Consider the following 23,213-nt stretch of genomic DNA (forward strand, 5'->3'; position numbering starts at 1 on the left):
TAGTCGGGCGATTGAGCCACGTGAGAGAGCTGAATCACCGAAGGTAGGTACGCGCGGAACCCACCTGGTCATTGCCTAGGGCGCTGCGAACTGAGATCAAAGAGGGGGGCCTCGATACGTTCCTGCCGGAGGCTGGCCTGATGTCTTCGCACGGGTGTGGCCCCGACATGCTCCTTCGCGGCGTCGAGCGGCGACCACATGTGGCCGGCTCGCGCCCTGACCTGTGCGATTCGTCAAGACGGAGCGTCGTCAGTCCCGAGGTTCCTGTTGTTCCTGGCTCGCTCTGGCGTTCCACGGTGCAGGCAACGAGCGGGTCAAGTGACCGACTTCCGGTTGCCCCTCCCCTAGTAGTGCTTGGTCAGGTTCGCTGGGTGGTCGCGTGTCCTCTTGATCGGTCGTGTCGTTGATCGGGTGTGCTGGGTGGGGAGTTGGCCGCGGTCCGGTGTGATCTGGAGGACTTCGCGGCGGAGATGTTCGAGCCGTTCGCGCGGGTGGATCAGCGCCGATGGGGTGCGGTCTATCTGCGGGGGCTGCTGCAGGATGGCGGGCGCAAGTCGGTGGAGCCGATGGCCGCCCGCCTGGGCGAGGACGGCAACCGTCAGGCTCTGGCCCACTTCGTCACCTCCAGCCCGTGGGATGCGGTCCACGTGCGGGCCCGTCTCGCGTGGCGGATGCAGCCGGTTATCGAGCCGACGGCGCTGATCGTGGACGACACCGGGTTTCTCAAGGACGGGGACGCGTCCGCGTGCGTGACCCGGCAGTACACCGGGACCGCGGGCAAGGTCACCAACTGTCAGACCGGGGTCTCGCTGCACCTGGCTTCCAACGGTGCTTCGGCGGCGGTGAACTGGCGTCTGTTCCTGCCCGAGAGCTGGGATCCCGCTTCGCCGAAGGCCGATCCGGTCAAAGTGGCCCGCCGGACCAAGTGCGCCATCCCTGCCGAGGTGGGGCATGTCGAGAAGTGGCAGCTGGCTCTCGACATGATCGACGAGACGCGGTCGTGGGGCATCGAAGTGCCCCAGGTCATCGCCGACGGCGGCTATGGCGATACCGCCGTCTTCCGGCTCGGCCTGGAGGAACGCGGCCTCGATTACGTGGTGGGCATCTCCACCACGACCACCGCCCAGCCCGAGGACGCCCGGCCGGGCACCCCGCCCTACACCGGCCGGGGCCGACGGCCGGTCCCGGCCTACCCCGAGCCGGCACAGACCGTGAAGAATCTGGTCATCGCGGCCGGCAAATCTTCCGCACGGCCGGTGCAGTGGCGCGAAGGCTCCCGGCCCGGCAGCGGCCGCAGCGGACACAAACGCATGTACTCCCGCTTCGTGGCCCTGCGGATCCGGCCCGCCGGACGCGAGATCCGCAAAGCCACCCCCGGCGCCGAACTCCCGGTGCGCTGGCTGCTGGCCGAATGGCCCGCCGACCAGGACGAGCCCGTGCAGTTCTGGCTGTCCAACCTGCCCGAGCACACCCCACTGCCCGTCCTGGTCCGCACCGCGAAACTGCGCTGGCGCATCGAGAACGACTACCGCGAGATGAAACAGGCCCTGGGCCTGGCCCACTTCGAAGGCCGAACCTGGCCAGGCTGGCACCACCACGTCACCCTCGTCTCCGTCGCCCACGCCTTCTGCACCCTGCAGCGGCTGACCCGGTCCCCAAAAGAGACGGCGTCGGCCTGAGCCTCTACCGAGCCGTCCGCGAACTGCAGTTACTCCTCGCACTCTGGACCGGCGCCTGCCCCACCTGTCACCGCAACATCCCCGACCCCGCACCAACCTGACCAAGCACTACTAGTCACGTGAACCACGAGTGTGCTAGTCTCTGCTGCGTCCGGAGCGAAGGTTTAAAGACCTCGGCGATTCGTGATCGCACGCATCCACGGAAAAGGGGAGATCCAGGTTCGAGTCCTGGCTAGTAGCTCAACTGGTAGAGCCCCCTCTTTCTATTTTTACCAAGCCATCCTTTGGGTGGCTTTTTTGATTTCGTCGACGGTAAGTCCAATCACTCTGAAGTGTTTGCGCGCATAGCCGGGAAGTTTCCGGGCTCGCTGATGTTCGTGCGTGTATTTACTTAGCTCGGCGCGGAAATCTTCGCAGAGCAGATCTGCCCATACTTCCCGAGGGAGCGCATTCTGCAGGCCCTCGTTCAGTTGCTCTGCGAGGCTCTTGGTGATAGCCAGGGCGGCAACCAATTCTCCCTGATTAAGGTCGACAGGCCTTCCGGCTGCAACGAGAGCTGATGGCGCAGCTCCCGTCAAATTCTCCCAATTCTTGGCCGACGCGGCGCTAAGGGCTCTAGAAACGCTCAGAAGGTCGGCGCTGGGTAGTCCGCCGGCGTGAACGATGGAGTTGCGCAGAAGACGCAAAAGGTCGAACTGCTCTACCGAGACTGCAGAAAGTGAGTAGCCTGCCGCTGTCTCAAATTTTTGATGCATGTTTTTTTGGAGAGGCAGACTTAACACCTTGACTGTTAATTAGCCTCGCTCGCTGTAGGAGCTTAAGGCAGGTGGTTACATAGTCCTCATGCAAGGCAAGGGCGTACGGTACGGCCATTGCGCTGAGGTGCGACTCGGCGTCAGCTAGCAATCTCTGAGCCGCGTTAACTCGCAGATTCATGCGCCCAATATGCTCTACAGCAGGGAAGATTTCTGGGAGCATGCGTTCACTACCGCTCGCAGCCCTAGCATGTGCTCTGCGAGTCTTGAGCCTGCGAGCATGGCCATCATTGCGTTATTGGCTTCAACTCGCGACTTCTCATAATTCCGGTACGCCAGGAAATGAACGATCCCCATAAAATGCAACTCTCTCAATAGTGTGCATGAGTTCCGTCGATGTCTTTGTGCACGCCTGGTTCTTAAATTTCTTCAAGCTGTTTCGAGAAAGTGTAAATATAGCCCAGGAAGGCTAGAGCGTCGAGGTTATCTTCGGGAGGGGATCTTACTGGACAAAGGCTGGCTTGTCTCCAGAAGCAACAGAATCGCTGCCCCGTCCATCTGAATCGGAGTTTGGGGCCAACATGTGACTGGTTAGATGTCGAGCGCCTGAGTAGCTTGGTTGCAACGTTAGCGGGTTCTCGCAACAGCCGAGCATGCGGTCCTACCGCGCCCTGGCGGCGACTACTGGACCTGTCTCCGAGCTTTCGTGCGACTGCCGCACTGTCGCTCCACGAAAAGGTCCCGCTCAATAGAGCCAGGTAGAGCCGTGCCAGTTGCGCATCTCGTGTGGGCTATCTCCGCCGGCCAGACCAGAAACTGGTGCGCGTTGCGGCGACATGCTTATAGTCTGCCTTCTGTTCGGATTGCTCGATTTAGTGAGAGGTCTATAGGTGATTCAGGACTCTGTTCCATGGAAAATGGACCTCATGGGTATTGCGGGACGCCTAGAGAAGCGCAAGGCTCGTAGGAGATGGACTGATCGAACAGGATTTCTTGGCGAGCGGGATGTAATGATGGGCGCCTACTCTGTTAGGCGACTTAGGGAATCCTTTAAGATCTCGGATGACCTAGTGAATCGTGCATGGCCAGTCCGGATTCATGACCAATGCGGGCCTACGCCTGATGTGTACAACCGTCACAAATTTTGGGATCTATACGATTTGGAGAAGGGTAGGGGCACAGAGCTTTCATTGGCTAATGTTTGTAACCAAGTGATCCACAGCTGGATCTGGGGATTTGCTGCTGGGAAAAAGGGAAACGGGCTGGGTGGCATTTTTGTGTCTTCGGACAGGAAAAGAAAGAAGTGCCTCTACTTTATGTCGGTTGACATGCTCGTCGACCTTTTTCGTTCCGTTGGGGAAGAGGATGTCTGTCACATTGAGATGAGAAGAGACGAGGTTGCGGAGATGAAAGTTACCCGAATTGTTGGCCGCTCCGATAGCGCGGTAACTGAGAAGTGACCTCTCAGATGCTCAAGTGAGCGCTACGCGATCTCTGACGTGGCGTTACACGGAGTCGCAACTCTGAACAAGGTCGGCGGAGCGGCTTTGGGCTGGAGCTGCTTTGGGGCGAGTGATCTTGGCCCCGTAAGCTTCCGGCGCGTCGGGCAGTCAGTGGACCTGCCCGTTAAAGCACGATGTTGGGGCCAAGATCTTCGAGGCTCGCCCCAAAGTGGCTGCCTAAAGCCGTGGAGCCGGCCGCCCCAGCCACAGAGGGTTTCTCCCCACCTGATGCCCGCAGCCGCCGAGCGCGCCGACGGGCGCGGCCAGCCGGGGCGGAGACAGGAGGCAGGCCGCGCCGCACAGGCGGCGCGCGCCCGCGCCGTGCGCGGGCCTTGATGAAGTAGGGAAAGTCTTATCCCGCGGTGACGAACTGCTTGCCGTCGTGGCTTCGTACGTGGGGGCCGTTGTCGTCCAGGGCGTCCAGGAGTCTGGTCGCGTAGACCTCGGGCATGCGGGCGGTGATCTCGTCGGGGGTGAGCCAGGCGACGGCTGTCGACTCGTCGGAGGTGCGCTCGGTGCCGCCGGAGGGCTTGCAGCGGAAGACCAGGGCGACGATGCCTCGGGTGGTGTTCTTGTAGACGCCGGTGAGTTCGTCGACCTCGACCTGGATGCCCGTCTCTTCAAGGACTTCGCGGGCCGCGCCGGCTTCTGGGGTCTCGTTGAGTTCGAGTACGCCGCCGGGGAGTTCCCAGTTGCCGTTGTCGGCCCGGCGGATCGCCAGCAAGCGCCCGTCCTCCCGTACCACTGCCCCTGCTACGGATACGGAGTGCAGGGGTGGTGAGGTTGGGTCCTGTGCTTGACTCATCTACAGGAGCATAGGAGGCAGGGAAGGACTATGGGAACTTCGGTAGAGGGGGGCAAGTCCGGGCCTGAGTACGTGCGCATCGCGAACGAGATCGTGCAGCAGATCCGGGCGGGTGTGATCGAGCCGGGCCAGATGGTGCCGAGCGAATCGGTGCTGGTGGAGCGCTATGGGGTGTCCGGCGGTACGGTCCGGAGGGCCATGACCGAGGTGCGGGCGAGTGGGCTCGTCGAGACTCGGCACGGCAAGGGTTCGATCGTGAAGAATCGGCCGCCGGTACGGCATCGTTCCTCCGACCGCTTCCGGCGCTCGCACCGCCAGGGCGGCAAGGCCGCGTACCTTGCGGAGTCCGCGCAGTCCGGCGCCACCGCCAAGGTGAGCGTCCTCTACATCGGGCCCATGGAGGCCCCCGCGGATATTGCCGAGCGACTGGCTGTCCCCGTAGGTACTCAGGTGCTGGCCCGCCGGCGGCTCTACTTCCGCAACGGCACTCCGGTCGAGACGGCCTCCTCGTACCTCCCGTGGGACGTCGTGAAGGACATCCCGGAGCTGTTCGCTGAGAACCCCGGTGGCGGTGGCATCTACGCCCGACTCGAAGACCACGGGCATGAGTTCGCGGAGTTCGTCGAGACGCTGCAAGCGCGGCCGGCCTCCAAGTCGGAAGCCTCCGAACTGGCGCTCAACCCGAGTGCGCCCGTGGTGCACCTGGTCCGGGAGGCCCGTACGACGGCCGGGGTCGTGGTCGAGGTCTGCGACACGCTCATGGCCGCTGACCAGTTCGTCTTTGAGTACAGGATTCCTGCCGCCGACTGACGCCCGCTCAATTCCCCACAGCCCGTCGTGACTTGGATGTCGCGGCGGGTTGACTCATGTACAGGAGTGGTGCACTCTTCTTCGTGTCACTCATGTACATGAGTGACGAAGTTCGGCATCTATAGAGGAGTGATCCGCTGTGCGTCAGATCCCCGTCGACACCTCCGCCGCGACCGTGATGGTCGCCAAGGCCCCGCAGCCCAAGGTCCGTGACCGCCGTACCGGAGAGATCGCCACCGACGCCGAGACCGGCGCGACGCTGATGAGCGTGGACGTGATGTTCGCGGCCAACGACGAGGTCGAGGATCCTGTCCGTCACCGTCCCGGAGACCGGCATCTCCGGTGACCTGACCATGGGCACCCCGGCCGCGCTCACGGGGCTGATCGCCCGGCCTTGGGAGAACGAGTTCAACGGTCAGAAGCGGCACGGCATCGCCTTCCGCGCGGTCGCTGTCACCTCGCTGGCGGCCATGGCCACGGGCTCGGACTCGAAGGCGGCCTGAGCCATGACGTGGCAGACGGTCTTACTCCTGGTGGTCGTCGCCGCTGCGGGTCTCCTGCGGTGGCGGCGCCCCGCCTGGTACTGGCTGACTTTCGGGGTCACCTTCGCCGTCGTGCGGGTCCTCGTCCGCTACAGCTCGGTCATGGAGGCCTGCGGGCTCACGGTCCCGCCTCCGCGTTGGCGGCTGATGGTGGCCCGGCTGGCCAACCGCCCGGCACCGGAATCCCGCGTACCGCGCATCCTGCGGCTGCGGCCTACCCGTACCGGCCTGGTCCTGAGAATCAAACTCCGGCAGGGGCTGGACGCCTTCGACGTCTCCGCCGCCTCGGACCGGTTGCGTCATTCGTTCGGGATGTACGGCGTGACCTCGCGTGAACTGCGTTCTGGTGTGGTCGAGATCCGGATGACCGGCTACGACGTCCTCAAGCGGGTGCAGATGCCGGCCAAGGCCGACACCACCCGCCCGATGCGTGTCCCGGTCGCCCTGCGGGAAGACGGCTCGGTCCACTACCGGGACTACCGCACCGTTCCGCACGGACTGACTCTCGGCGCCACGGAGTCCGGCAAGTCCGTGTATCAGCGCAACCTCGTCGCCGGGCTTGCCCAGCACCACGTCGCCCTCGTCGGGATCGACTGCAAGCAAGGGGTCGAGCTGTTCCCGCTGGCCCGTCGGTTCTCCGCGCTCGCCGACAACCCTGATACGGCACTGGAGTTGCTGGAGGCGCTGGTCTCCCACATGCAGGAGGTCTACGAACTCATCCGCGCCGAGCAGCGGATCAGCGTCGGCGTACCGGACGCGGAGATTGCCGCCGACATCTGGGACCTGCCTGAGGAACTGCGGCCCGTGCCGGTCGTCGTCCTGGTCGACGAAGTCGCCGAACTCGCACTCTTCGCCAGCAAGGACGAAGAGAAGCGCCGGGATCGGATCATTACCGCGCTGATTCGTCTCGCACAGCTCGGCCGCGCGGCCGGCGTCTATCTGGAGATCTGCGGGCAGCGCTTCGGTTCCGAACTCGGCAAGGGCATCACGCATGCTGCGTGCCCAGCTCACCGGCCGTACTGCCCATCGCGTCAACGACGAGACGTCCGCGAGCATGGCCTTCGGCGACATTGCCCCGGATGCTGTGCTGGCGGCCATTTAGATTCCCGCCGAGACGCGCGGTATCGCCATCGCCGGGGATTCCACCGGCGGTTGGCACCGGATCCGCGCCCCGCACACCTCACTGCGCCAGGCCGCGAACACCTGCAACAAGTACGCCGACCACACCCCTGAGGTGCCTGCGCTCGCGCCCTTCCGGCCGGTGGTCGCCCCGCTGTCGACGGCCCGCGTACGGCTGTCCAAGACGGCTCCCGCCACGGCCTGACCCACACCCCGCCCATGGTCGGCGCGACCGCTCCACGCGCCAACTCCCTACCCCCGCCATGCCTGATCACAAGAAGGAGCCGTGATGACCCGCCCCGCGTTCCGCGTCGACGCAGTACTTGTCCAAGCTGTCATCGCAGGGGCGCTGTCCTTCGCCCACCTGCACGATCTCGCCGCCGCTGCCGGACAGACCAGCTGGAAGGCCTGGGCCTACCCGGTTTCGGTGGACCTGCTCCTGGTCGCCGCCTGGCGACGGCTGCGTACCGATGGGCCGTCCCGGCTGGCCTGGTGCTGGTTCTTCATCGCCCTGGTTGCCTCGTTCGGCGCCAATGTGGCTACCGCCGGGCTGCTCGACCTGGATGACGTTCCGGACTGGTTGCGCATCCTCGTTGCTGCCTGGCCTGCTCTGGCCTTCATGGGCGGGACTCTTCTCGCTCACTCGCCCGCGGGCCTCGACTCGGCTCGGCCGGCGCCTGCCGCACCAGCCCCGAAGTCGGTCCCGGACACGGTGCCTGCGGCGGAGCCTGAACCGCACCTCGCTGCCGAGCCCGTCGCCCTCCCGGAGACGGACAACGCCCCAGAGCCGCCCACAGCCATGCCCGTCCCGGCTGCGCTGGTCGCCCACGCCCGCAAGGTCGCCGACGACCACCACACTCGCACCGGCACGCGGATCGACAGAGACACCCTCCGCGCCCGCCTCGGCGTCCCGGCCCCGATGGCCGACGCGATTGCCGCCCAACTCGCCTGACAAACAAGGAGATGCGCTATGCCCGCTCGCGACTTCTTCCACTCCGTGATGCGCATAGGCCCCGTGCAGATCGGTACGCACCGCGACCGCCGTGGCCGCACTAGGCACGCCGCTGTGTGCACCAACGACCGGTGCGGCTGGTCCGCCGACTACTCCAGCCAGTCCGCCGCACAGCTCGCCGCCCGTACCCACCGCTGCCGCGTCAGCTAGGAGGCCGACCCCGATGGACGTTCCGCTCTGGCTCGCACTGCTCGTCGTCGGCTACCTCGGCGTCAAGCTGATCCGCCCGCCCTGGTGGCTGATCGCCGTGATCCTCCTCGGCGGCTTCCTCCTCGCTGACAGCGTGCTCGCCCCCGTCGTCGACGGCTTCATCAAGTAACGCTCCCCGAAAGGAGAACGCCGATGTTCCGTCCGAAGATCCCGACCAATCCTGTGCCCACCGGTCGCGTCATGCGCCCGGTCGTGGCGGAGCCGACCACCGTCGCGACGAGCGCGCAGGCTCCGGCCCCTGTTCCTGCGGCTCCCGCGCCGTCCCGGCCCACGGTGCAGCTCACGCCCGGCACCGCCCTCGCCCTCGTCGGTGGCGGTACGGCCGTGGTCCTGGTCGTCGGCGCCGTACTGGTCTCCATGCTCCTGGCGGTCGCGATCACCGGTGCCTCGGTCGCCGTCTGCGCCCTGGTGATCCGCTCGCTTCTCACCGCCGAGGTCAAGCGACGTTGACCGGCCCCCGGGCGGCCTCGATACCGCCAAGCATCCGCCGCCCGGGAGCCGTCCCGTCCGATCTCACAACCTCACGACCGGAAGGAAGACCCAGCATGGCGCATCGCGCCTCGCTCGTGCCCACCCCGCTGCTCGACCCGACCACCCTCGGCGACCTCCTCCGCGTGGCATCGGCCTCCGACTACACGCGCTGGGAGGACCAGATCCGCCGTACCGGCGGATGCTCCGACCCCATCCACCTCACAGGCTGGCCCTCCACAAGGACAAGACCACCGGCGAGACCCTGCACCACTACACCACCGCCAACGAACCCGGTGGACGCCTCCGCCTCGCCTGCGGCAACCGCCGCGCCTCCCGCTGCCCCTCCTGCGCCTGGACCTACGCGGGCGACACCTACCACCTCATCCGCGCGGGCCTGGCCGGAGACGACCGCCGTGACATCCCCACGGCCGTCCGCGACCACCCTCGGGTCTTCGCCACCCTCACCGCCCCGTCGTTCGGACCGGTGCACAACAGGCCCGATCACGGCACCTGCCGCTGCGGTATCCAACACGCCACGGACGCCCGGGAATTGGGCACAGCCCTCGACCCGGCTACGTACGACTACGCGGGCGCCGTCCTGTTCAACAACCACGCCGGACAGCTCTGGCAGCGCTTCACCACTCGCCTCCGCCGCGAACTCGCCGCCCGCGCCGGCCTCACCCGCCGCGAACTCGCCGACCGCCTACGCGTCTCGTACGGCAAGGTCGCCGAGTTCCAGAAGCGCGGCGCCCTGCACTTCCACGCGGTGATCCGGCTCGACGGCCCGGAAGGACCCGGTACGCCTCCACCCACCTGGGCCACGGCCGAAGTTCTCACCGACGCGATCCGTGCAGCCGCCGCGCACTCCTACACATCCGTCTCCGTCCTGGCGGCCGGGGACCAAGCGGCACGATCCTTCCGCTGGGGCACACAGCTCGACGTACGCCCGGTAAAGGCCTTCGGTGACGGCTCCGACATCACCGAACAGGCCGTTGCCTCGTACGTCGCCAAGTACTCGACCAAGGCATCCGAGAACACCGGCACTCTTGACCGCCGCATCGGCGAACTCGCTGAACTCGACCACCACGACATCCCCGACCACACCCGCCGACTCATCACCGCCTGCCGCGACCTGGATCGCCTCTACCCGGACCGGCGCCTCTGGGCTTGGGCTCACATGCTCGGCTTCCGGGGGCACTTCTCCTCCAAGTCACGCCGGTACTCCACCACCTTGGGGGCCCTCCGCCAGGCACGTGCGGACTACCGGTCCGCCCAGGAGGCCGCGGTCCTTGGCCTGGAGGAGCGCGAGCCGGACAGCGTCCTCGTCCTCACGGACTGGCAGTACGCCGGCCACGGCCACACCCCTGGTGAATCCGCCCTCGCCATCACTATCGCCCGGAATCTCCAGCTCAACCGCGACACCGCCCGCGAAGCCCTGCACGACCAACTCATCCTGGAAGGAGCGCATCACCATGAATGACCGGTACCTGAGCGTCACCCAAGTCGCCGAGGCGCTCGGCACATCGGTGCGCTTCCCCCGCCGCCTCATCGAGGAACGCCGCATCAAGTACGTCAAGGTCGGCCGCCACGTCCTCATCCCCGAGAGCGCCGTACGCGACTACATCGACAGCCACACCGTGGAGCCCGTACGCCGTCGCCGCTCGCGCTACGGGAGAGCTGCCTGATGGCGGGGAAGGGTAAGAAGCGCCGCTTCGGCCGTATCCGGAAGCTCGCCTCTGGGCGTTACCAAGCCCGCTACTTGGGCCCCGACGGGATCGACCGCCCGGCGCCCCACACCTTCGCGACCAAGGGCGATGCGGACGACTGGCTCGCCGAGCGGCAGTCCGAAGTCCGTCGCGGTGACTGGGTGGACCCGGACGTCGGCGCAGTCAACTTCGAGGAGTACGCCCTCCGTTGGATCAAGGATCGGCGGCTCTCTCCGACGACCGAAGAGCTCTACCGTCGCAACCTGCGACTGCACATCCTGCCCGCCTTCGAGAACCTCGACCTGGACGAGATCACCCCGCCCATCGTCCGTGCCTGGCGCACAGAGCGTCTCGACACCACGGGTGCAGACAGCACGGTCGCCAAATGCTACCGCCTACTCAAGGCCATCTTGGAGACGGCCGTCGATGACGAGCTGATCCGCCGAAACCCCTGGCGGATCAAGGGTGCTGGGCAGGAGAACCCCGACGAACGCCCGACCGCCACTGTCGCCTAGGTCGACGCCCTGGCCGACCTTCTCGGTCCGCGCTGGCGCCTCATGGTCTACATCGGCGCGTACGGTCCGGCCCGCCCTGAAGAACAAGCAGCTCTCCGCCGCTCGGACGTCAGCCTCGAACCCCTCGGCCTCTGGATCCGCGGCGCCGAGCCCGAGCTGAACACTGGCCGTCGCGTCCCCGGCGACACCAAGTCCCGTGCAGGGAAGCGATTCATCGTGCTGCCCGCGTTCATGGAGAAGGACGTGAAGCGGCACCTCGCCTGGTACGCCGAGAAGAAGCCGGACGGGCTGATCTTTGTCGGGGAGAAGGGTGCTCCGTTCCGGCGCTCGACCTTCGGCCGGAAATGGCGCAAGGCGCGTGCCAAGGTCGGGCTGCCGGACGGCTTCCGCTTCTATGACCTCCGGCACACGGGACACACCCTCTCCACCCAGTCCGGCGCGACGCTCAAGGACACGATGGTCCGCGCCGGCCAGTCGTCCGAGAGGGCCGCGATGATCTATCAGCACTCCAACTTGGACAGGCAGCAGGACGTCGCCGACGGCATCGATGATCGTGTCCGCGCCGCGCGAACGAAGGCCGCTGGCAAAGCAGATGAGCAGTCATCGGGCACGCAACGGGCACGAGATGCTTAGAGCGGTCTAGACAACAAAGAAGCCCCGGGTCCATGACCTGGGGCTTTCTGCTGGAGCGGGTGACGGGAATCGAACCCGCGCTCTGAGCTTGGGAAGCTCATGTTCTACCATTAAACTACACCCGCAAAGATGCGAGGCCGTGACCTGTCGCATCGTGTGGACACCCTACCCCATCCTCGCCGCCCGGTGTATGCGCCGGTGCCTGCGCGTGCCCTGTCGTGGGGTGGAGGCGGCTGCGGGGAGCGGGAGTTGGGGCGTACCGTGGCGGTGCGGAGTGCCGCCTGGAGTGGCGTCCCTTTCATCCCGTAATGTGAGGTTTCGTTGCAGTCAGCGACCCAGGACTCACGTGGGGAAGGGACTCGAAGACTTGATGGAGCGCACCGTCGTCCGTTGTGCCGAAGGGCATGTTTTCAGCACCGCTTCGTTTCCGATGCAGCAGCTCGGCACCGAGCGGATCGGGCCTGGTCGGCTGATCCGGTGTCCGCGCTGTGCCCGGTTGCGGCATGCGGTGCCGTTGGACGCGTCGGCCAAGCGGTAGCCGCGGTAGCCAAGCGGTAGCGAAACGTTCGGCCTGAGCGCGCGGGAGGCGTCCGATTGGGGCGCGCCCGCGCGCTCTGCGTATCCTCGGGGCGTGCTTCTCTCAGACAAGGACATCCGGGCCGAGATCGATGCCGGGCGGGTGCGGATCGACCCGTACGACGAAACCATGGTGCAGCCCTCGAGCGTCGACGTGCGGCTTGACCGTTACTTCCGGGTGTTCGAGAACCACCGCTACCCGCACATCGACCCTGCCGTCGAGCAGACCGATCTGACGCGGATGGTGGAGCCGGAGGGGGATGAACCGTTCATTCTGCATCCCGGTGAGTTCGTGCTCGCGTCGACGTACGAGGTCATCTCCCTTCCCGATGACCTGGCCAGTCGGCTCGAGGGGAAGAGTTCGCTCGGGCGGCTCGGGCTCGTCACGCATTCCACCGCAGGGTTCATCGACCCCGGTTTCTCCGGACATGTGACGCTGGAGCTCAGCAATCTCGCGACCCTGCCCATCAAGTTGTGGCCGGGAATGAAGATCGGGCAGCTGTGCATGTTCCGGCTCAGCTCCCCGGCTGAATTCCCTTACGGCAGCGAGCGATACGGGTCGCGTTATCAGGGTCAGCGGGGTCCGACGGCTTCGCGTTCCTATCTCAACTTTCACAGGACGCAGGTGTGAGCAGCGGTATGAGTGACGTCGGTGGCGTGCGCGAGAATCTGACGTACGAGAAGTTCGGTGTGGCCGTGCGCGAGCTGGCTCAGGCCATCGCCGATGACGGGTATCAGCCCGACATAGTGCTCAGCATCGCGCGCGGCGGCGTGTTCGTGGCGGGCGGTCTCGCGTACGCGCTCGACTGCAAGAACATCCACCTGGTGAATGTGGAGTTCTACACCGGGGTCGGTACGACCCTTGAAATGCCCGTCATGCTGGCGCCCGTGCCGAACGCGATCGACTTCAGCAACAAGAAGGTGCTGATCGCCGATGACGTCGCCGACACCGGCAAGACCCTGAAGCTCGTGCACGACTTCTGCCTCGACGCCGTCGCAGAGGTCCGCTCCGCGGTGGTCTACGAGAAGTCGCATTCGCTGGTGAAATGCGAGTACGTGTGGAAGCGCACCGACGACTGGATCAATTTCCCGTGGAGCGTGGAGCCACCCGTCGTACGCCGTGAGGGTCAGGTTCTCGACGCCTGAGCGCGCCTGAAGAAAGCGCGCCTGAAGAAAGGGAAAGGGCCGGTGGGATTTCTCCCGCCGGCCCTTTCTTGTACCTACGTGTACTTACGCTCAGAACGTGCCCAGCTTGATGATCGACAGCAGGGCGAGGAGCTGGATCGCGGACGCGGCCAGGGCCTTCGGCCAGGCCAGGTCGTGGGACTTGCTGACCATCGTGGTGAACAGGGCGCCGGCCGCGACCCAGGTCGCCCAGCCGAGGATCTGGACCAGCGGGGCGTCGCCGCCCAGGAACATGGCGAAGACCAGGCGCGGGGCGTCCGTGATGGACATGATCAGCATCGAGAGGCCGACCGTCGGCTGCCAGGCGCCGTCGCCGCCGAGCTGGCGGGCCAGGGTGTGCGTGACCGCGCCGAGCATCAGGGCGCTGATCACGATGGCGACGCCGGTGGTGAGGACGATCGGGACGCTCGTCGCGAGTGTGGCGTTGATCGCGTCCTCGCGGGCGTTGTCGAAGCCGAAGACCGCGAGCAGGCCGTAGATGAACGTGACGATCAGCGCCGGGCCCCACATCGAGTGGTCCCGCATCTGCAGGAAGGTCGGGCCGGGGCGCATGACGATGCCGCTCAGCAGCTCCTTCCAGTGCAGGCGCGGCCCAGCCGGGGCGGCTGCGGCGCCGGCGCGGTAGGTGTCGCCCTGGCTGTACGGGTCCTCGCCGAAGGAGAAGGCCTGGGTGTGCCCGGGGTTGTTGTTCGCCGCGAACGGGTCGTGCGGGGCGCCCTGCTGCGGGTACGGGGGCTGCTGGTGGGGGTCGCCGAAGTACTCGGGCTCGCCGTGCGCACCGCCGCCGTGGCCGCCTCTGTGCCCGCCGGGGCCGCCGTGCGGCGCGCCGCCCGCGGGGGGCCACTGCTGCTGCGGGTACGGGGGCGCGGGCGGGCCGCCGTACGGCGGGTTCTGCCCGTACGGCTGCTGCTGCGGGTGTTGTTGCGGGCGAGGGCCCTGGGAGCGGTTGTCCCGGCCGCGTCCGATCCTGAATCCAGCCACGTAATCGAACGTACCTGGTCTGAAGGGGTGCTGTGTGACGGTGGTCGCATCGGGGACGCTTTGCGGCCGAGCTGTGACAACCCCTAGGGGACCTGATCCGGGACTTCTCAGGGGCGGCAGGTGAGTCGCCTCGCGGGCTCGCGGAAAGGGTCAGTGCGAAGGGGCAGTGACGGGAGGGGCAGTGCGGGAGGGGCAGTGCGGAAGGGTCAGTGCAGTGTCTCGCCGAAGTGCCGGCCGGGGCCGCCGATGCCGAAGTCGGATCCGTTGAAGGAGGTGGCGTACGACGTGGTCAGTCCCGTGGTCGTGCCGCGCAGCACCCAGACCGCGCCCGCGTCGGCCGAGCTGCCGATGTCCTCGCCGCTCGCGGCCGCCGCGAGGTCGGCGCGGCCGTTGCCGTTGACGTCCCCGAGGCGGACGGTCGAGCCGAACCGGTCGCCCTGCTCGGGGACGCCGGGCACGCCGGTCCGCTCCTGGTGCCAGGCGGCGCCCGAGCCGAGACCGCCCGCGCCGGACCGCAGGAGTACGACGCTGCCGACCCCCGCATGGGCGCCCACGGTCTCGCCGGGTGTGCCGATCGCCACATCGGCGTCGCCGTCCCCGTCCACGTCGCCCGCGCCCACCGAGGCGCCGAACGCGTCGCCGGGCTCGCTGACGCCGGGCACACCCGCGCTGTCCTGGTCGTACGTCCGCGGGGCGCGGCCCAGGCCGAGGCCGTCCGGGGAGCCGTAGTGGACCGTGACCGAGCCGGCGTCGCGGTTGCCGGTGATCAGGTCGGGGTGCCCGTCGTCGTCCACGTCACCGGTGGCCGCCGCGTCGCGGGTGGCGCGCGCGTCGTCCCCCTCGGCGAGCACCCGCAGGCCGAGGCCCACGTCGCCGGGGCCGCCGGGGACGAGTGCCAGGTAGGCACCGCCGTCCCCGCGCGTGCCGTGGATCGCGTACTGGCCGCCGTTGCCGCCCGCCGTGAAGTCGGCGCCGACGACACCGTCGAGGCGGACGTCGGCGGGCAGGCCCGCGCCCTCCAGACCGAAGGCGGGGCCGTCCGGGACGCCGTCGGCGTACCACCAGAAGCGGTTGGCGCTGACGACGACGAGGTTGCCGGTGCCGTCGCCGTCGAGGTCGATGAAGGAGGCGCCCTCGCCGAAGCGGAGGTCGTCGGCTGAGGGGGCGTTCAGGACGCTGCCGCCGCGCGTGAAGCCCTTCGGGCCGCCCCGGACGATGGTCGTCGAGCCGCCGGGCCTGCCCTCGACGCGCTCGCCGGGGGCGCCGACGATCAGGTCCGCGTGGCCGTCGCCGTCCACGTCCGCGCTGGTGACGTTCTCGCCGAACTCGTCCTCGGGCTCGGTGACTCCGGGGACGCCCGCGGTGTTCTGGGTGACCGTCACGGAGCGGGCCGGGGAGAGCCCGGAGGCGGAGCCGTACGTCACCGTCACGGCGCCCGCCGCGGGCGTGCCGATGGCGAGGTCGCGGTAGCCGTCGCCATTGAAGTCGTCGCGCAGCGCGGTGGCCGCGGCGGCGGGCTCGGCGAGGGGCAGGGCGAGCCCCGCGGCGGCGAGGACGGCCGCGGCCGCGGTGACGGCGAAGGGCTTGGCGCGCAAGGGACTTCAACTCCCGGAGGGGCGGGGTGTATGGCTTTCCGGGGTGTGACTCGTGAGGCTTCCCAAGGGTTGTGCCCGCGAAGGGTTGTCCCGCGAAGGGTTGTGCCTGCGTGCCGGGTGCCGGGTGCCGGGTGCCGGGTGCCGTGTGCTGCGTGCCGCGTGCCTGTGTGTCCGCGTGCCGAAGCCTGGGGCCGGGCCGCTACTTCAGCCGCAGCGGCACGCCCACCTCCTCCGGCCGGATGTGCTGGACGTGCTTCGTGTCGAGGCCGGACGCGGTGCCGGGCAGGACGAGGATCGCGCCGCGCCCCTTGTTCCAGTACGAGGAGAACAGCACGGCGTCCTGGCGGTCGTCGCCGTTCACGTCGAGGAGCTCGGGCTGTTCGAGGTCGAACGGCGCGGGGTTGCCGGGCAGTCCGGGGGTGTCGCCGGGGACGACCCGGGCGTCGGACAGCCGGAATCCGCTGGAGCCACCGGAGCCGCTGGAGCCGCTGGAGCCGCCGGAGTCACCGGAGCCGCTGGAGCCGCCGGAGTCACCGGAGTCACCGGAGCCACTGGAGCCACTGGAGCCACTGGAGTCGCCGGACCCGCCGGAGCCACCGGAGCTGCCGGACCCGCCGGAGCCGCCGGACCCGCCGGACCCGCCGGAGCCACCATCCCCCGTCCCCTCGGACCCCCCAGGCAGCAGAATCAACTGGTCCGTGGCGGTCAGGCTGAACCCCGGTTTTCCGGTGAGGAGATCCGCGCTGCCGTCCCCGTCGACATCGCCGACGGACGTGCCGAAGCCCCACCGCGTGCCCTCGCCGGTGATCACCTGGGCCGGGCGGCCGCGGCCGAGGCCCGCCTTCGCGCCGTGGATCACGGTGAGGCGGCCCGCGCGCGCCGGGCTCTCGCCCATCGCCACCACGTCGTCGATGCCGTCGCCGTCGACGTCGCCCACGGTGCCGCCGCGCGGCCCGTCGTCGATGTCGCCCATCGCCGCAGCGAGCGGAGGCCTCACCTCCGGTCCCGGTACGAGCCCGTCCCGGCTGCCTCGGTGGTACGCGACCTGGACGAGGTCGTCCGGCGCGGACTCGTCCTCCTCGGCGTCGTACGCGTACGTCATGATCACGTCGCTGCGCCGGTCCCCGTCGAAGTCGCCGGTGAGGAAGCCGTCGGGGCTCGCGTACCCGTGTTGCCCCACGTCCAGACCGAGTTGGCGGGCGGCGCGGCCGGAGCGGTCGAGGGGGCCGAGCAGGAGGCGGCCCCGGACGTGGCCGGGCAGCGCGCTCGGGTCGCCGTCGCCGCCGCGGCCGCCGTCGAGCAGGTCGGTGCTGCCGTCGCCGTCGAAGTCGCCGGCGGCGCGCGGAGTGAACTCGTCCGGTACGTCGAGGACTTGGGGGTCGGAGAGGCCGCGCGGGCCGCCGTACATCGCGAACACCTCTCCCGGGTCCGGGTGCTCGCCGCGGCGGCCGACGAGGTCGGTGTAGCCGTCGTTGTCGAGGTCGGCGCGGACCAGGACCGCGAGGGAACCGGCTGCGGGGGTGCGTACGGCGGTCTCGGGGCGCAGGCCGGACGGGGAGCCGTAGACGACCACGAGGGTGCCGCGGGTGCGCTCGCCGTCCTTGCCGCGCGCCGACAGGACCCGCGCGTAGTCGTCGTGGCCGTCGCCGTTGAAGTCCTTGAGGGCGGCCTGGTCGAGGGGGTCGGGGGAGGCGGCGGGCTTGCCGGCGGGCGGGACGGTCGAGCCGGGGGACGGCGCGCCGCCCTTGCCGTCACCCTCGGAACCACCGCACCCGGTGAGCAGCAGCGCGCCGCACACCGCGAACACACCCAAAAAGAACGGCAGTTGAGGTCTCACTTCACACCTCCGGAGGTCCGGCCACCGACATCGCGCGCCCCCGCCACGAAGCTCGCCACAAAGCTCGCCGTGGAGAACGTACGAGTGGGCCGCGCCGCGAGCCCGCTCTTCGTGCCGCGCGTACCGCGGAACACCGCCACCTCGTCCCGGGTCTCGCCCCGGTGCGTGCGCAGGACGAGGTCGTCGAGCCCGTCCCCGTCGAAGTCGGCGACCGCGACGACGTCCCTCGTGCCGCCGGCCTTCGTCCTCGGGACCGGGACGGCCGAGGGCGCGGGGCCGCGCGTACCGCCGGTGTGGAGGTACGGGCCGGTCGAGCCGCCGGTGCCGACGACGAGTTCGGCGCGGCCGTCGCCGTCGAGGTCGCCGGTGTGCAGCGTGGCGGCGCGGGTGTCGAGGCGGGCGCGGCGGGTGCCCGGCACGTCGAAGCGCAGCCCGACCCGGTCCCGGGTCGCGATCGCCGCGTCCATGGCGGGCGCCCACCCGAACCGGCCGAACACCAGGTCGCGCCCGGCCGGGAACGTCGCCCCGGTCCGCGTGGGCCCGGCCGGGCCGCCGAGGACGAGGCTGCTGCGTGACGTACCGCCCGAGGCGCGGACCACGAAGTCGTCGCGGCCGTCCCGGTTCACGTCAAGGGCGGGGCCGCGAAGGACCGTGCCGGGGGCGTCCAGGAGCTTGCCGGAGCGCGGGGCGCCGCGCCGCGTGCCGGACTTGGCGAACGGGCCCCGCAGAAAGCTGATCTGCGCGTTGCTCGCGTGCACCACCAGGTCGTCGCGGCCGTCCCCGTCGAAGTCGCCGCACACCGGCTGGTCCGACCACTCGTTGCCGTACCGCGCCGGGCCGGGGATGACGAGTTTCACGGCCTTCCCGGTGAGCCCGCCGGGCGAGCCGAAGAGCAGCTGCAGCGGTACGGGCGGCCTGCCGATGCCGTCGTACGGCGGGTCGGTGGCCACGACCAGGTCGGTGAAGCCGTCCGCGTCCAGGTCGCAGGTGGCCGCGGCGTCGAAGGCGGCGGGCAGCTGGCCCGCGGTGGGCGCGGCCACGTCGGCGGGGGCGAGCAGCTGCCGGGCGCGCCCGTCGGGGACACCGCCGCGGGTGCTGTACGCGATGCCGATGCCCGCGTCGTCACCGTGGCTGTCGTGCACGAGGTCGTCGAGGACCAGGTCCCGCAGGCCGTCGCCGTTGAAGTCGTCCCCGCGCGCGGCGAGTTCACTGCCGTCGCCGTGCGGTACGGGGAGCAGCGGGACCGTGTCGGCCTGCTTCGCGGAGGCCGTGGCTCGGGGCGCCGGTTCCGTACCACCACTGCACGCCGTGAGCAGCAGCGCGCAGCTCAGCGCGAGCGCCGCGCCCCGTACGGCCGTTGCGCCCCGTACGGCTGTTGCGGCCCCGGGTCTCCGGTCCTCACCCATGACCCACCCCACCCCTCCACCACCACGAGAACCACTTACGACGAGAACCACTTACGACGAGAACCACGTACGACGAGAAGGACATGACCCTACGGCGAAGGGGGCCGCCCCCTTGGGCGGCCCCCTCAACTCGCGCGTACGACCGGTTACTTCACCGGCTCGGGCTCGGGCGCGTCCTCCGACTCGGCCTCGCCCGCCGGAGGCGGGTCTTCGGCGGGCGTCTTGACCGATTCGAGCAGCAGCTGCGAGACGTCGACGACCTGGAGGGACTCCTTGGCCTTGCCGTCGTTCTTCTTGCCGTTGACGGAGTCCGTCAGCATGACGAGGCAGAACGGGCAGGCGGTGGAGACGATGTCCGGGTTCAACGACAGCGCCTCGTCCACACGTTCCGTGTTGATGCGCTTGCCGATGCGCTCTTCCATCCACATCCGGGCGCCGCCGGCGCCGCAGCAGAAGCCGCGCTCCTTGTGGCGGTGCATCTCCTCGTTCCTGAGGCCCGGGACCTTGCCGATGATCTCGCGCGGGGGCGTGTAGATCTTGTTGTGGCGGCCCAGGTAGCAGGGGTCGTGGTAGGTGATCAGACCCTCGACCGGGGTGACGGGGATGAGCTTGCCCTCGTCGATGAGGTGCTGGAGCAGCTGGGTGTGGTGGATGACCTCGTAGTCGCCGCCGAGCTGCGGGTACTCGTTGCCGAGGGTGTTGAGGCAGTGCGGGCAGGTCGCGACGATCTTCTTCGCGGCCTTGGGCTTACGAGTCGTCTCGTCCTCGTCGTCCTCGCCGAACGCGGCGTTCAAAGTAGCCACGTTCTCCATGCCGAGCTCCTGGAACAGGGGCTCGTTGCCGAGGCGGCGGGCGGAGTCACCGGTGCACTTCTCGTCGCCGCCCATGATCGCGAACTTGACGCCCGCCATGTGCAGCAGCTCGGCGAAGGCCTTGGTGGTCTTCTTGGCCCGGTCCTCCAGGGCACCGGCGCAGCCGACCCAGTAGAGGTACTCGACCTCGGTGAGGTCGTCGATCGTCTTGCCGACGACCGGCACCTCGAAGTCGACCTCCTTGGTCCACTCCAGGCGCTGCTTCTTCGCCAGGCCCCAGGGGTTGCCCTTCTTCTCCAGGTTCTTGAGCATCGTGCCCGCCTCGGACGGGAACGCGGACTCGATCATCACCTGGTAGCGGCGCATGTCGACGATGTGGTCGACGTGCTCGATGTCCACCGGGCACTGCTCGACACAGGCGCCGCAGGTGGTGCAGGACCACAGCACGTCCGGGTCGATGACGCCGCCCACGGCGGAGCCGTTGATGGACACAGCCTCGACGGTGCCGATCAGCGGACGCTCGGCCTCCGCGAGGGCCGCGGCCGGTACGTCGGCGAGCTGCTCGGCCGAGGCCTTCTCCTCGCCCTCCATGGACTTCCCGCCACCGGCGAGCAGGTACGGGGCCTTGGCGTGCGCGTGGTCGCGCAGCGACATGATCAGCAGCTTCGGGGAGAGCGGCTTACCCGTGTTCCAGGCGGGGCACTGCGACTGGCAGCGCCCGCACTCCGTACACGTAGAAAAGTCAAGGAGGCCCTTCCAGGAGAACTGCTCGACCTGGCTGACGCCGAAGGTGTCGTCCTCGCCCGGGTCCTCGAAGTCGATCTCCTTGCCGCCCGAGGTCATCGGAAGCAGCGCGCCGAGCGAGGTCTCGCCGGTGGCGTTCCGCTTGAACCAGATGTTCGGGAAGGCGAGGAACCGGTGCCAGGCGACACCCATGTCGGTCTTCAGGGCGACCGTGATCATCCAGATGAAGGAGGTCGCGATCTTCAGCCCGGCGAAGAAGTACGTGAGGTTCTGCAGCGTGGAGAGGTCGAGCCCCTCCAGCGCGTGGACCACCGGGTACGAGATGAAGAAGGACGCCTCGTAGCTGTCCACGTGGTGCTGGGCGCCTTCGAGGGCGTGCAGCATGAAGATGCAGACGCCGACGATGAGGATGACGGCCTCGACGAAGTACGCCTGACCCGCGTTGGAGCCCGCGAAGCGGGACTTGCGGCCCGGCTTGTTCGGCTTGCTGAGCTGGCGGATCACGATCAGCGTCAGGATGCCGAGCACGGTCATGGTGCCGAGGAACTCGACGAAGACGTTGTACGGCGCCCACTCGCCGATGATCGGCAGCAGCCAGTCGGCCTTGAACAGCTGGCCGAAGGCGTTGACGATCGTCAGGAGCAGCGAGAAGAAGCCCACCGCCACGAACCAGTGCGCGACACCGACGATGCCCCAGCGGTTCATCCGGGTATGGCCGAAGAACTCCCTGGCCACGGTGGCGGTGCGCTGCACCGGCTCGTCGGTGCGGGTGCCCGCGGGCACGTTCTGGCCGAGCCGCATGAAGTTGTAGATCTGCAGGAGGGCGCGGACGAACAGGGCCACGCCGACCACGATCAGAACCAGCGACACGATGATCGCGGCGAGTTGCATTTGGGGGCTCCTCGGGCCTGCGAGGGGGGTCTCGTCGTTGACTACCAGGTGATTACTAAGCGGTAACTTATGCAGTCCGTCTGAGACTACCCACTTATTGAGCCGCACTGTAGCCAGGGGTGCGGTGATCTGCGTCGCTCAGGCAACCCTGAGTGCGCTTTCCGTCGGCGTCGACTTTCCGTGGGCAGTAATTCGTGTTATTCGCGACAAATAGGTCTATAGCGAACTAGCTTATTGCTCGCTCGCCCTGCCCCGTCACGCCGTCGCGGGGTCCGACGGGAGGACGCCCATGCTCTACGGAATCGTGGCCACCGTCGTGGCCGTGCTCCTGACCGCCGTGCTCACCACCTGCGTACGCCTGCTCGGCCTGCGCACCGGCCTTGTCGACCGGCCCGGCGGCCTTGTCGACCGGCCCGGCGGCCTTGTCGACCGGCCCGGCGGCCTCGTCGACCGGCCCGGCGGCCTCGTCGACCGGCCCGGCGGCCTCGTCGACCGGCCCGGCGGCCGCAAGACGCACGCCCGCGCCACCCCGCACACCGGCGGCCTCGCCGTAGTCGCGGGCACGGTCACCGTGGTCTGCACCGGCTACGCACCGCTCGGCCCCGGAATCGCCGTACTCCTCTGCGCCGCCGGGGCGGTCGCCCTCCTCGGCTTCGTCGACGACCTCCGCCCGCTCGGCGTACGGCCGCGCCTGATCGTCGAGGCCGGGGCCGCCGTCGCCGTGGTCTGGGCGAGCGGCCTCACCCCGGCCGCCGGGGTGCTCGCGGTCGGCTGGATCGTGCTCGTCACCAACTCCTTCAACCTGATCGACAACGCGGACGGTGCGATGGGCGTCGTCGGCGTCGTCACCGCGCTCGGGCTCGCGCTCTGCGCCGCCGCCGAGGGGCTGAGCGGACTCGCGCTGCTCCTCTGCGTGCTCGCGGCCGCCCTCACCGGGTTCCTCACGCAGAACTGGCACCCCGCGCGGATCTTCCCTGGCAACTGCGGCTCCCTGTTCACCGGCTTCGTGCTCGCCTGCGCCACCGTGCTCGTGCACACCGGCCACGAACCGCTGCCCGGCGCCGTCGGCCTGGTCGCGCTGACCGTGGTGGGCCTCGCCGACACCGTCCTCGTCGCGCTCGCCCGCCGCCGCGCGGGCCGGCCGCTGCTGATCGGCGGCACCGACCACATCGCGCACCGGCTGCGCCGTGTCGGCTTCACCGTGCCCGGGGCGGCGGTGGTGCTCGGGGCCACCGCCTTCGCCGGGACGCTCACCGGGGTCCTGATGCACCGCGGCGCCTGGGGCCCGCTCGCCGCGCTCCCGCTGTTCCTCGCGGTGGCGGCGGGCGTCTGGGCGCTGCTCAGGGTCCGGGTGTACGACCGTCCGGTCCCCGACACCGCCCGCCGCGCCCCGCACGTCGGCCGGCCCCGGCGCTCCCGCACGACCG

Annotated in this window: 18 protein-coding genes, 1 tRNA gene and 4 pseudogenes; 15 read left to right on the plus strand and 8 right to left on the minus strand. The window is 68.5% G+C overall.

Annotated elements, in window-relative coordinates; all coding sequences use genetic code 11:
- Positions 1-413 precede the first annotated feature (413 nt).
- Complete coding sequence (locus tag QIT00_RS37445) at positions 414-1,679, plus strand: IS701 family transposase (RefSeq protein WP_408909940.1); 1,266 nt, start codon at positions 414-416, stop codon at positions 1,677-1,679.
- 269 nt (positions 1,680-1,948) lie between these two features.
- Here the strand turns inward: QIT00_RS37445 and QIT00_RS37450 are convergent, their stop codons facing one another.
- Positions 1,949-2,434, minus strand: a complete 486-nt coding sequence (locus QIT00_RS37450) for a hypothetical protein (RefSeq protein WP_282539977.1) — start codon at positions 2,432-2,434, stop codon at positions 1,949-1,951.
- Between the two features lie 890 nt (positions 2,435-3,324).
- Here QIT00_RS37450 and QIT00_RS37455 point away from each other — a divergent pair.
- Positions 3,325-3,894, plus strand: a complete 570-nt coding sequence (locus QIT00_RS37455) for a hypothetical protein (RefSeq protein ID WP_282539978.1) — start codon at positions 3,325-3,327, stop codon at positions 3,892-3,894.
- Between the two features lie 394 nt (positions 3,895-4,288).
- Here the strand turns inward: QIT00_RS37455 and QIT00_RS37460 are convergent, their stop codons facing one another.
- On the minus strand, positions 4,289-4,741 hold the full coding sequence (locus tag QIT00_RS37460) for an NUDIX hydrolase (RefSeq protein WP_282539979.1): 453 nt from the start codon (positions 4,739-4,741) through the stop codon (positions 4,289-4,291).
- Between the two features lie 30 nt (positions 4,742-4,771).
- Between QIT00_RS37460 and QIT00_RS37465 the strand changes: the two genes are divergently transcribed.
- The 10 genes and pseudogenes from QIT00_RS37465 (at position 4,772) to QIT00_RS37510 (ending at position 11,759) form a co-directional block, all read left to right on the plus strand.
- Positions 4,772-5,551 (plus strand): GntR family transcriptional regulator, encoded by a 780-nt coding sequence (locus tag QIT00_RS37465; RefSeq protein WP_282539980.1) that lies wholly within the window; start codon positions 4,772-4,774, stop codon positions 5,549-5,551.
- A gap of 139 nt (positions 5,552-5,690) precedes the next feature.
- Positions 5,691-6,054: pseudogene (locus tag QIT00_RS37470) on the plus strand (SCO3933 family regulatory protein).
- Positions 6,055-6,057: 3 nt separating this feature from the next.
- Positions 6,058-7,417: pseudogene (locus QIT00_RS37475) on the plus strand (FtsK/SpoIIIE domain-containing protein).
- Between the two features lie 84 nt (positions 7,418-7,501).
- A complete protein-coding gene (locus QIT00_RS37480) occupies positions 7,502-8,164 on the plus strand; it encodes a DUF2637 domain-containing protein (protein ID WP_282539981.1) in 663 nt (220 codons plus the stop codon).
- Between the two features lie 18 nt (positions 8,165-8,182).
- Entirely contained in the window at positions 8,183-8,374 is a 192-nt protein-coding gene (locus QIT00_RS37485) for a mobile element transfer protein (RefSeq protein ID WP_282539982.1), read from the plus strand.
- 13 nt (positions 8,375-8,387) lie between these two features.
- Positions 8,388-8,543, plus strand: a complete 156-nt coding sequence (locus tag QIT00_RS37490; RefSeq protein WP_282539983.1) for a hypothetical protein — start codon at positions 8,388-8,390, stop codon at positions 8,541-8,543.
- A gap of 23 nt (positions 8,544-8,566) precedes the next feature.
- Positions 8,567-8,884 (plus strand): SpdD-like protein, encoded by a 318-nt coding sequence (locus QIT00_RS37495; RefSeq protein ID WP_282539984.1) that lies wholly within the window; start codon positions 8,567-8,569, stop codon positions 8,882-8,884.
- A gap of 116 nt (positions 8,885-9,000) precedes the next feature.
- Positions 9,001-10,385, plus strand: a pseudogene (gene repSA, locus QIT00_RS37500) (replication initiator protein RepSA).
- Positions 10,378-10,590: an excisionase family DNA-binding protein gene (locus QIT00_RS37505; RefSeq protein ID WP_282539985.1), complete on the plus strand. Its 213-nt coding sequence runs from the start codon at positions 10,378-10,380 to the stop codon at positions 10,588-10,590. Before repSA ends, QIT00_RS37505 begins: the two are co-directional and overlap by 8 nt.
- Positions 10,590-11,759 (plus strand): annotated as a pseudogene (locus QIT00_RS37510) (tyrosine-type recombinase/integrase). Before QIT00_RS37505 ends, QIT00_RS37510 begins: the two are co-directional and overlap by 1 nt.
- Before the next feature lie 51 nt (positions 11,760-11,810).
- Here QIT00_RS37510 and QIT00_RS37515 read toward each other — a convergent pair.
- Positions 11,811-11,884: transfer RNA gene (locus QIT00_RS37515), tRNA-Gly, on the minus strand.
- A 506-nt stretch (positions 11,885-12,390) separates the two neighbouring features.
- On the opposite strand from QIT00_RS37515, the gene dcd reads away from it, so the two are divergent.
- Positions 12,391-12,966 carry a dCTP deaminase gene (gene dcd, locus QIT00_RS37520; protein ID WP_282539986.1) on the plus strand — a complete coding sequence of 192 codons (576 nt, stop codon included), beginning with the start codon at positions 12,391-12,393 and terminating at the stop codon, positions 12,964-12,966.
- A gap of 8 nt (positions 12,967-12,974) precedes the next feature.
- Positions 12,975-13,481: a phosphoribosyltransferase gene (locus tag QIT00_RS37525; protein WP_282539987.1), complete on the plus strand. Its 507-nt coding sequence runs from the start codon at positions 12,975-12,977 to the stop codon at positions 13,479-13,481.
- A gap of 90 nt (positions 13,482-13,571) precedes the next feature.
- Here QIT00_RS37525 and QIT00_RS37530 read toward each other — a convergent pair whose 3' ends face one another.
- The 5 genes from QIT00_RS37530 to QIT00_RS37550 form a co-directional block, all read right to left on the minus strand.
- Positions 13,572-14,501, minus strand: coding sequence for a Yip1 family protein (locus tag QIT00_RS37530; protein WP_282539988.1), 930 nt, complete (start codon positions 14,499-14,501; stop codon positions 13,572-13,574).
- A 206-nt stretch (positions 14,502-14,707) separates the two neighbouring features.
- Positions 14,708-16,096 (minus strand): FG-GAP and VCBS repeat-containing protein, encoded by a 1,389-nt coding sequence (locus tag QIT00_RS37535; RefSeq protein ID WP_282539989.1) that lies wholly within the window; start codon positions 16,094-16,096, stop codon positions 14,708-14,710.
- A 199-nt stretch (positions 16,097-16,295) separates the two neighbouring features.
- Positions 16,296-17,933 (minus strand): FG-GAP repeat domain-containing protein, encoded by a 1,638-nt coding sequence (locus QIT00_RS37540; RefSeq protein WP_282539990.1) that lies wholly within the window; start codon positions 17,931-17,933, stop codon positions 16,296-16,298.
- A complete protein-coding gene (locus QIT00_RS37545) occupies positions 17,930-19,339 on the minus strand; it encodes an FG-GAP-like repeat-containing protein (protein WP_282539991.1) in 1,410 nt (469 codons plus the stop codon). The genes QIT00_RS37540 and QIT00_RS37545 overlap by 4 nt, the downstream gene beginning before the upstream one ends.
- A gap of 146 nt (positions 19,340-19,485) precedes the next feature.
- Positions 19,486-21,786, minus strand: a complete 2,301-nt coding sequence (locus QIT00_RS37550) for a (Fe-S)-binding protein (protein WP_282539992.1) — start codon at positions 21,784-21,786, stop codon at positions 19,486-19,488.
- Between the two features lie 289 nt (positions 21,787-22,075).
- Between QIT00_RS37550 and QIT00_RS37555 the strand changes: the two genes are divergently transcribed.
- Positions 22,076-23,213: MraY family glycosyltransferase (locus tag QIT00_RS37555; RefSeq protein WP_282539993.1), on the plus strand; the 1,138-nt coding region annotated here is incomplete at its 3' end.

It is taken from the genome of Streptomyces luteolus, assembly GCF_029968015.1.
Taxonomy (GTDB): Bacteria; Actinomycetota; Actinomycetes; order Streptomycetales; family Streptomycetaceae; genus Streptomyces; species Streptomyces luteolus.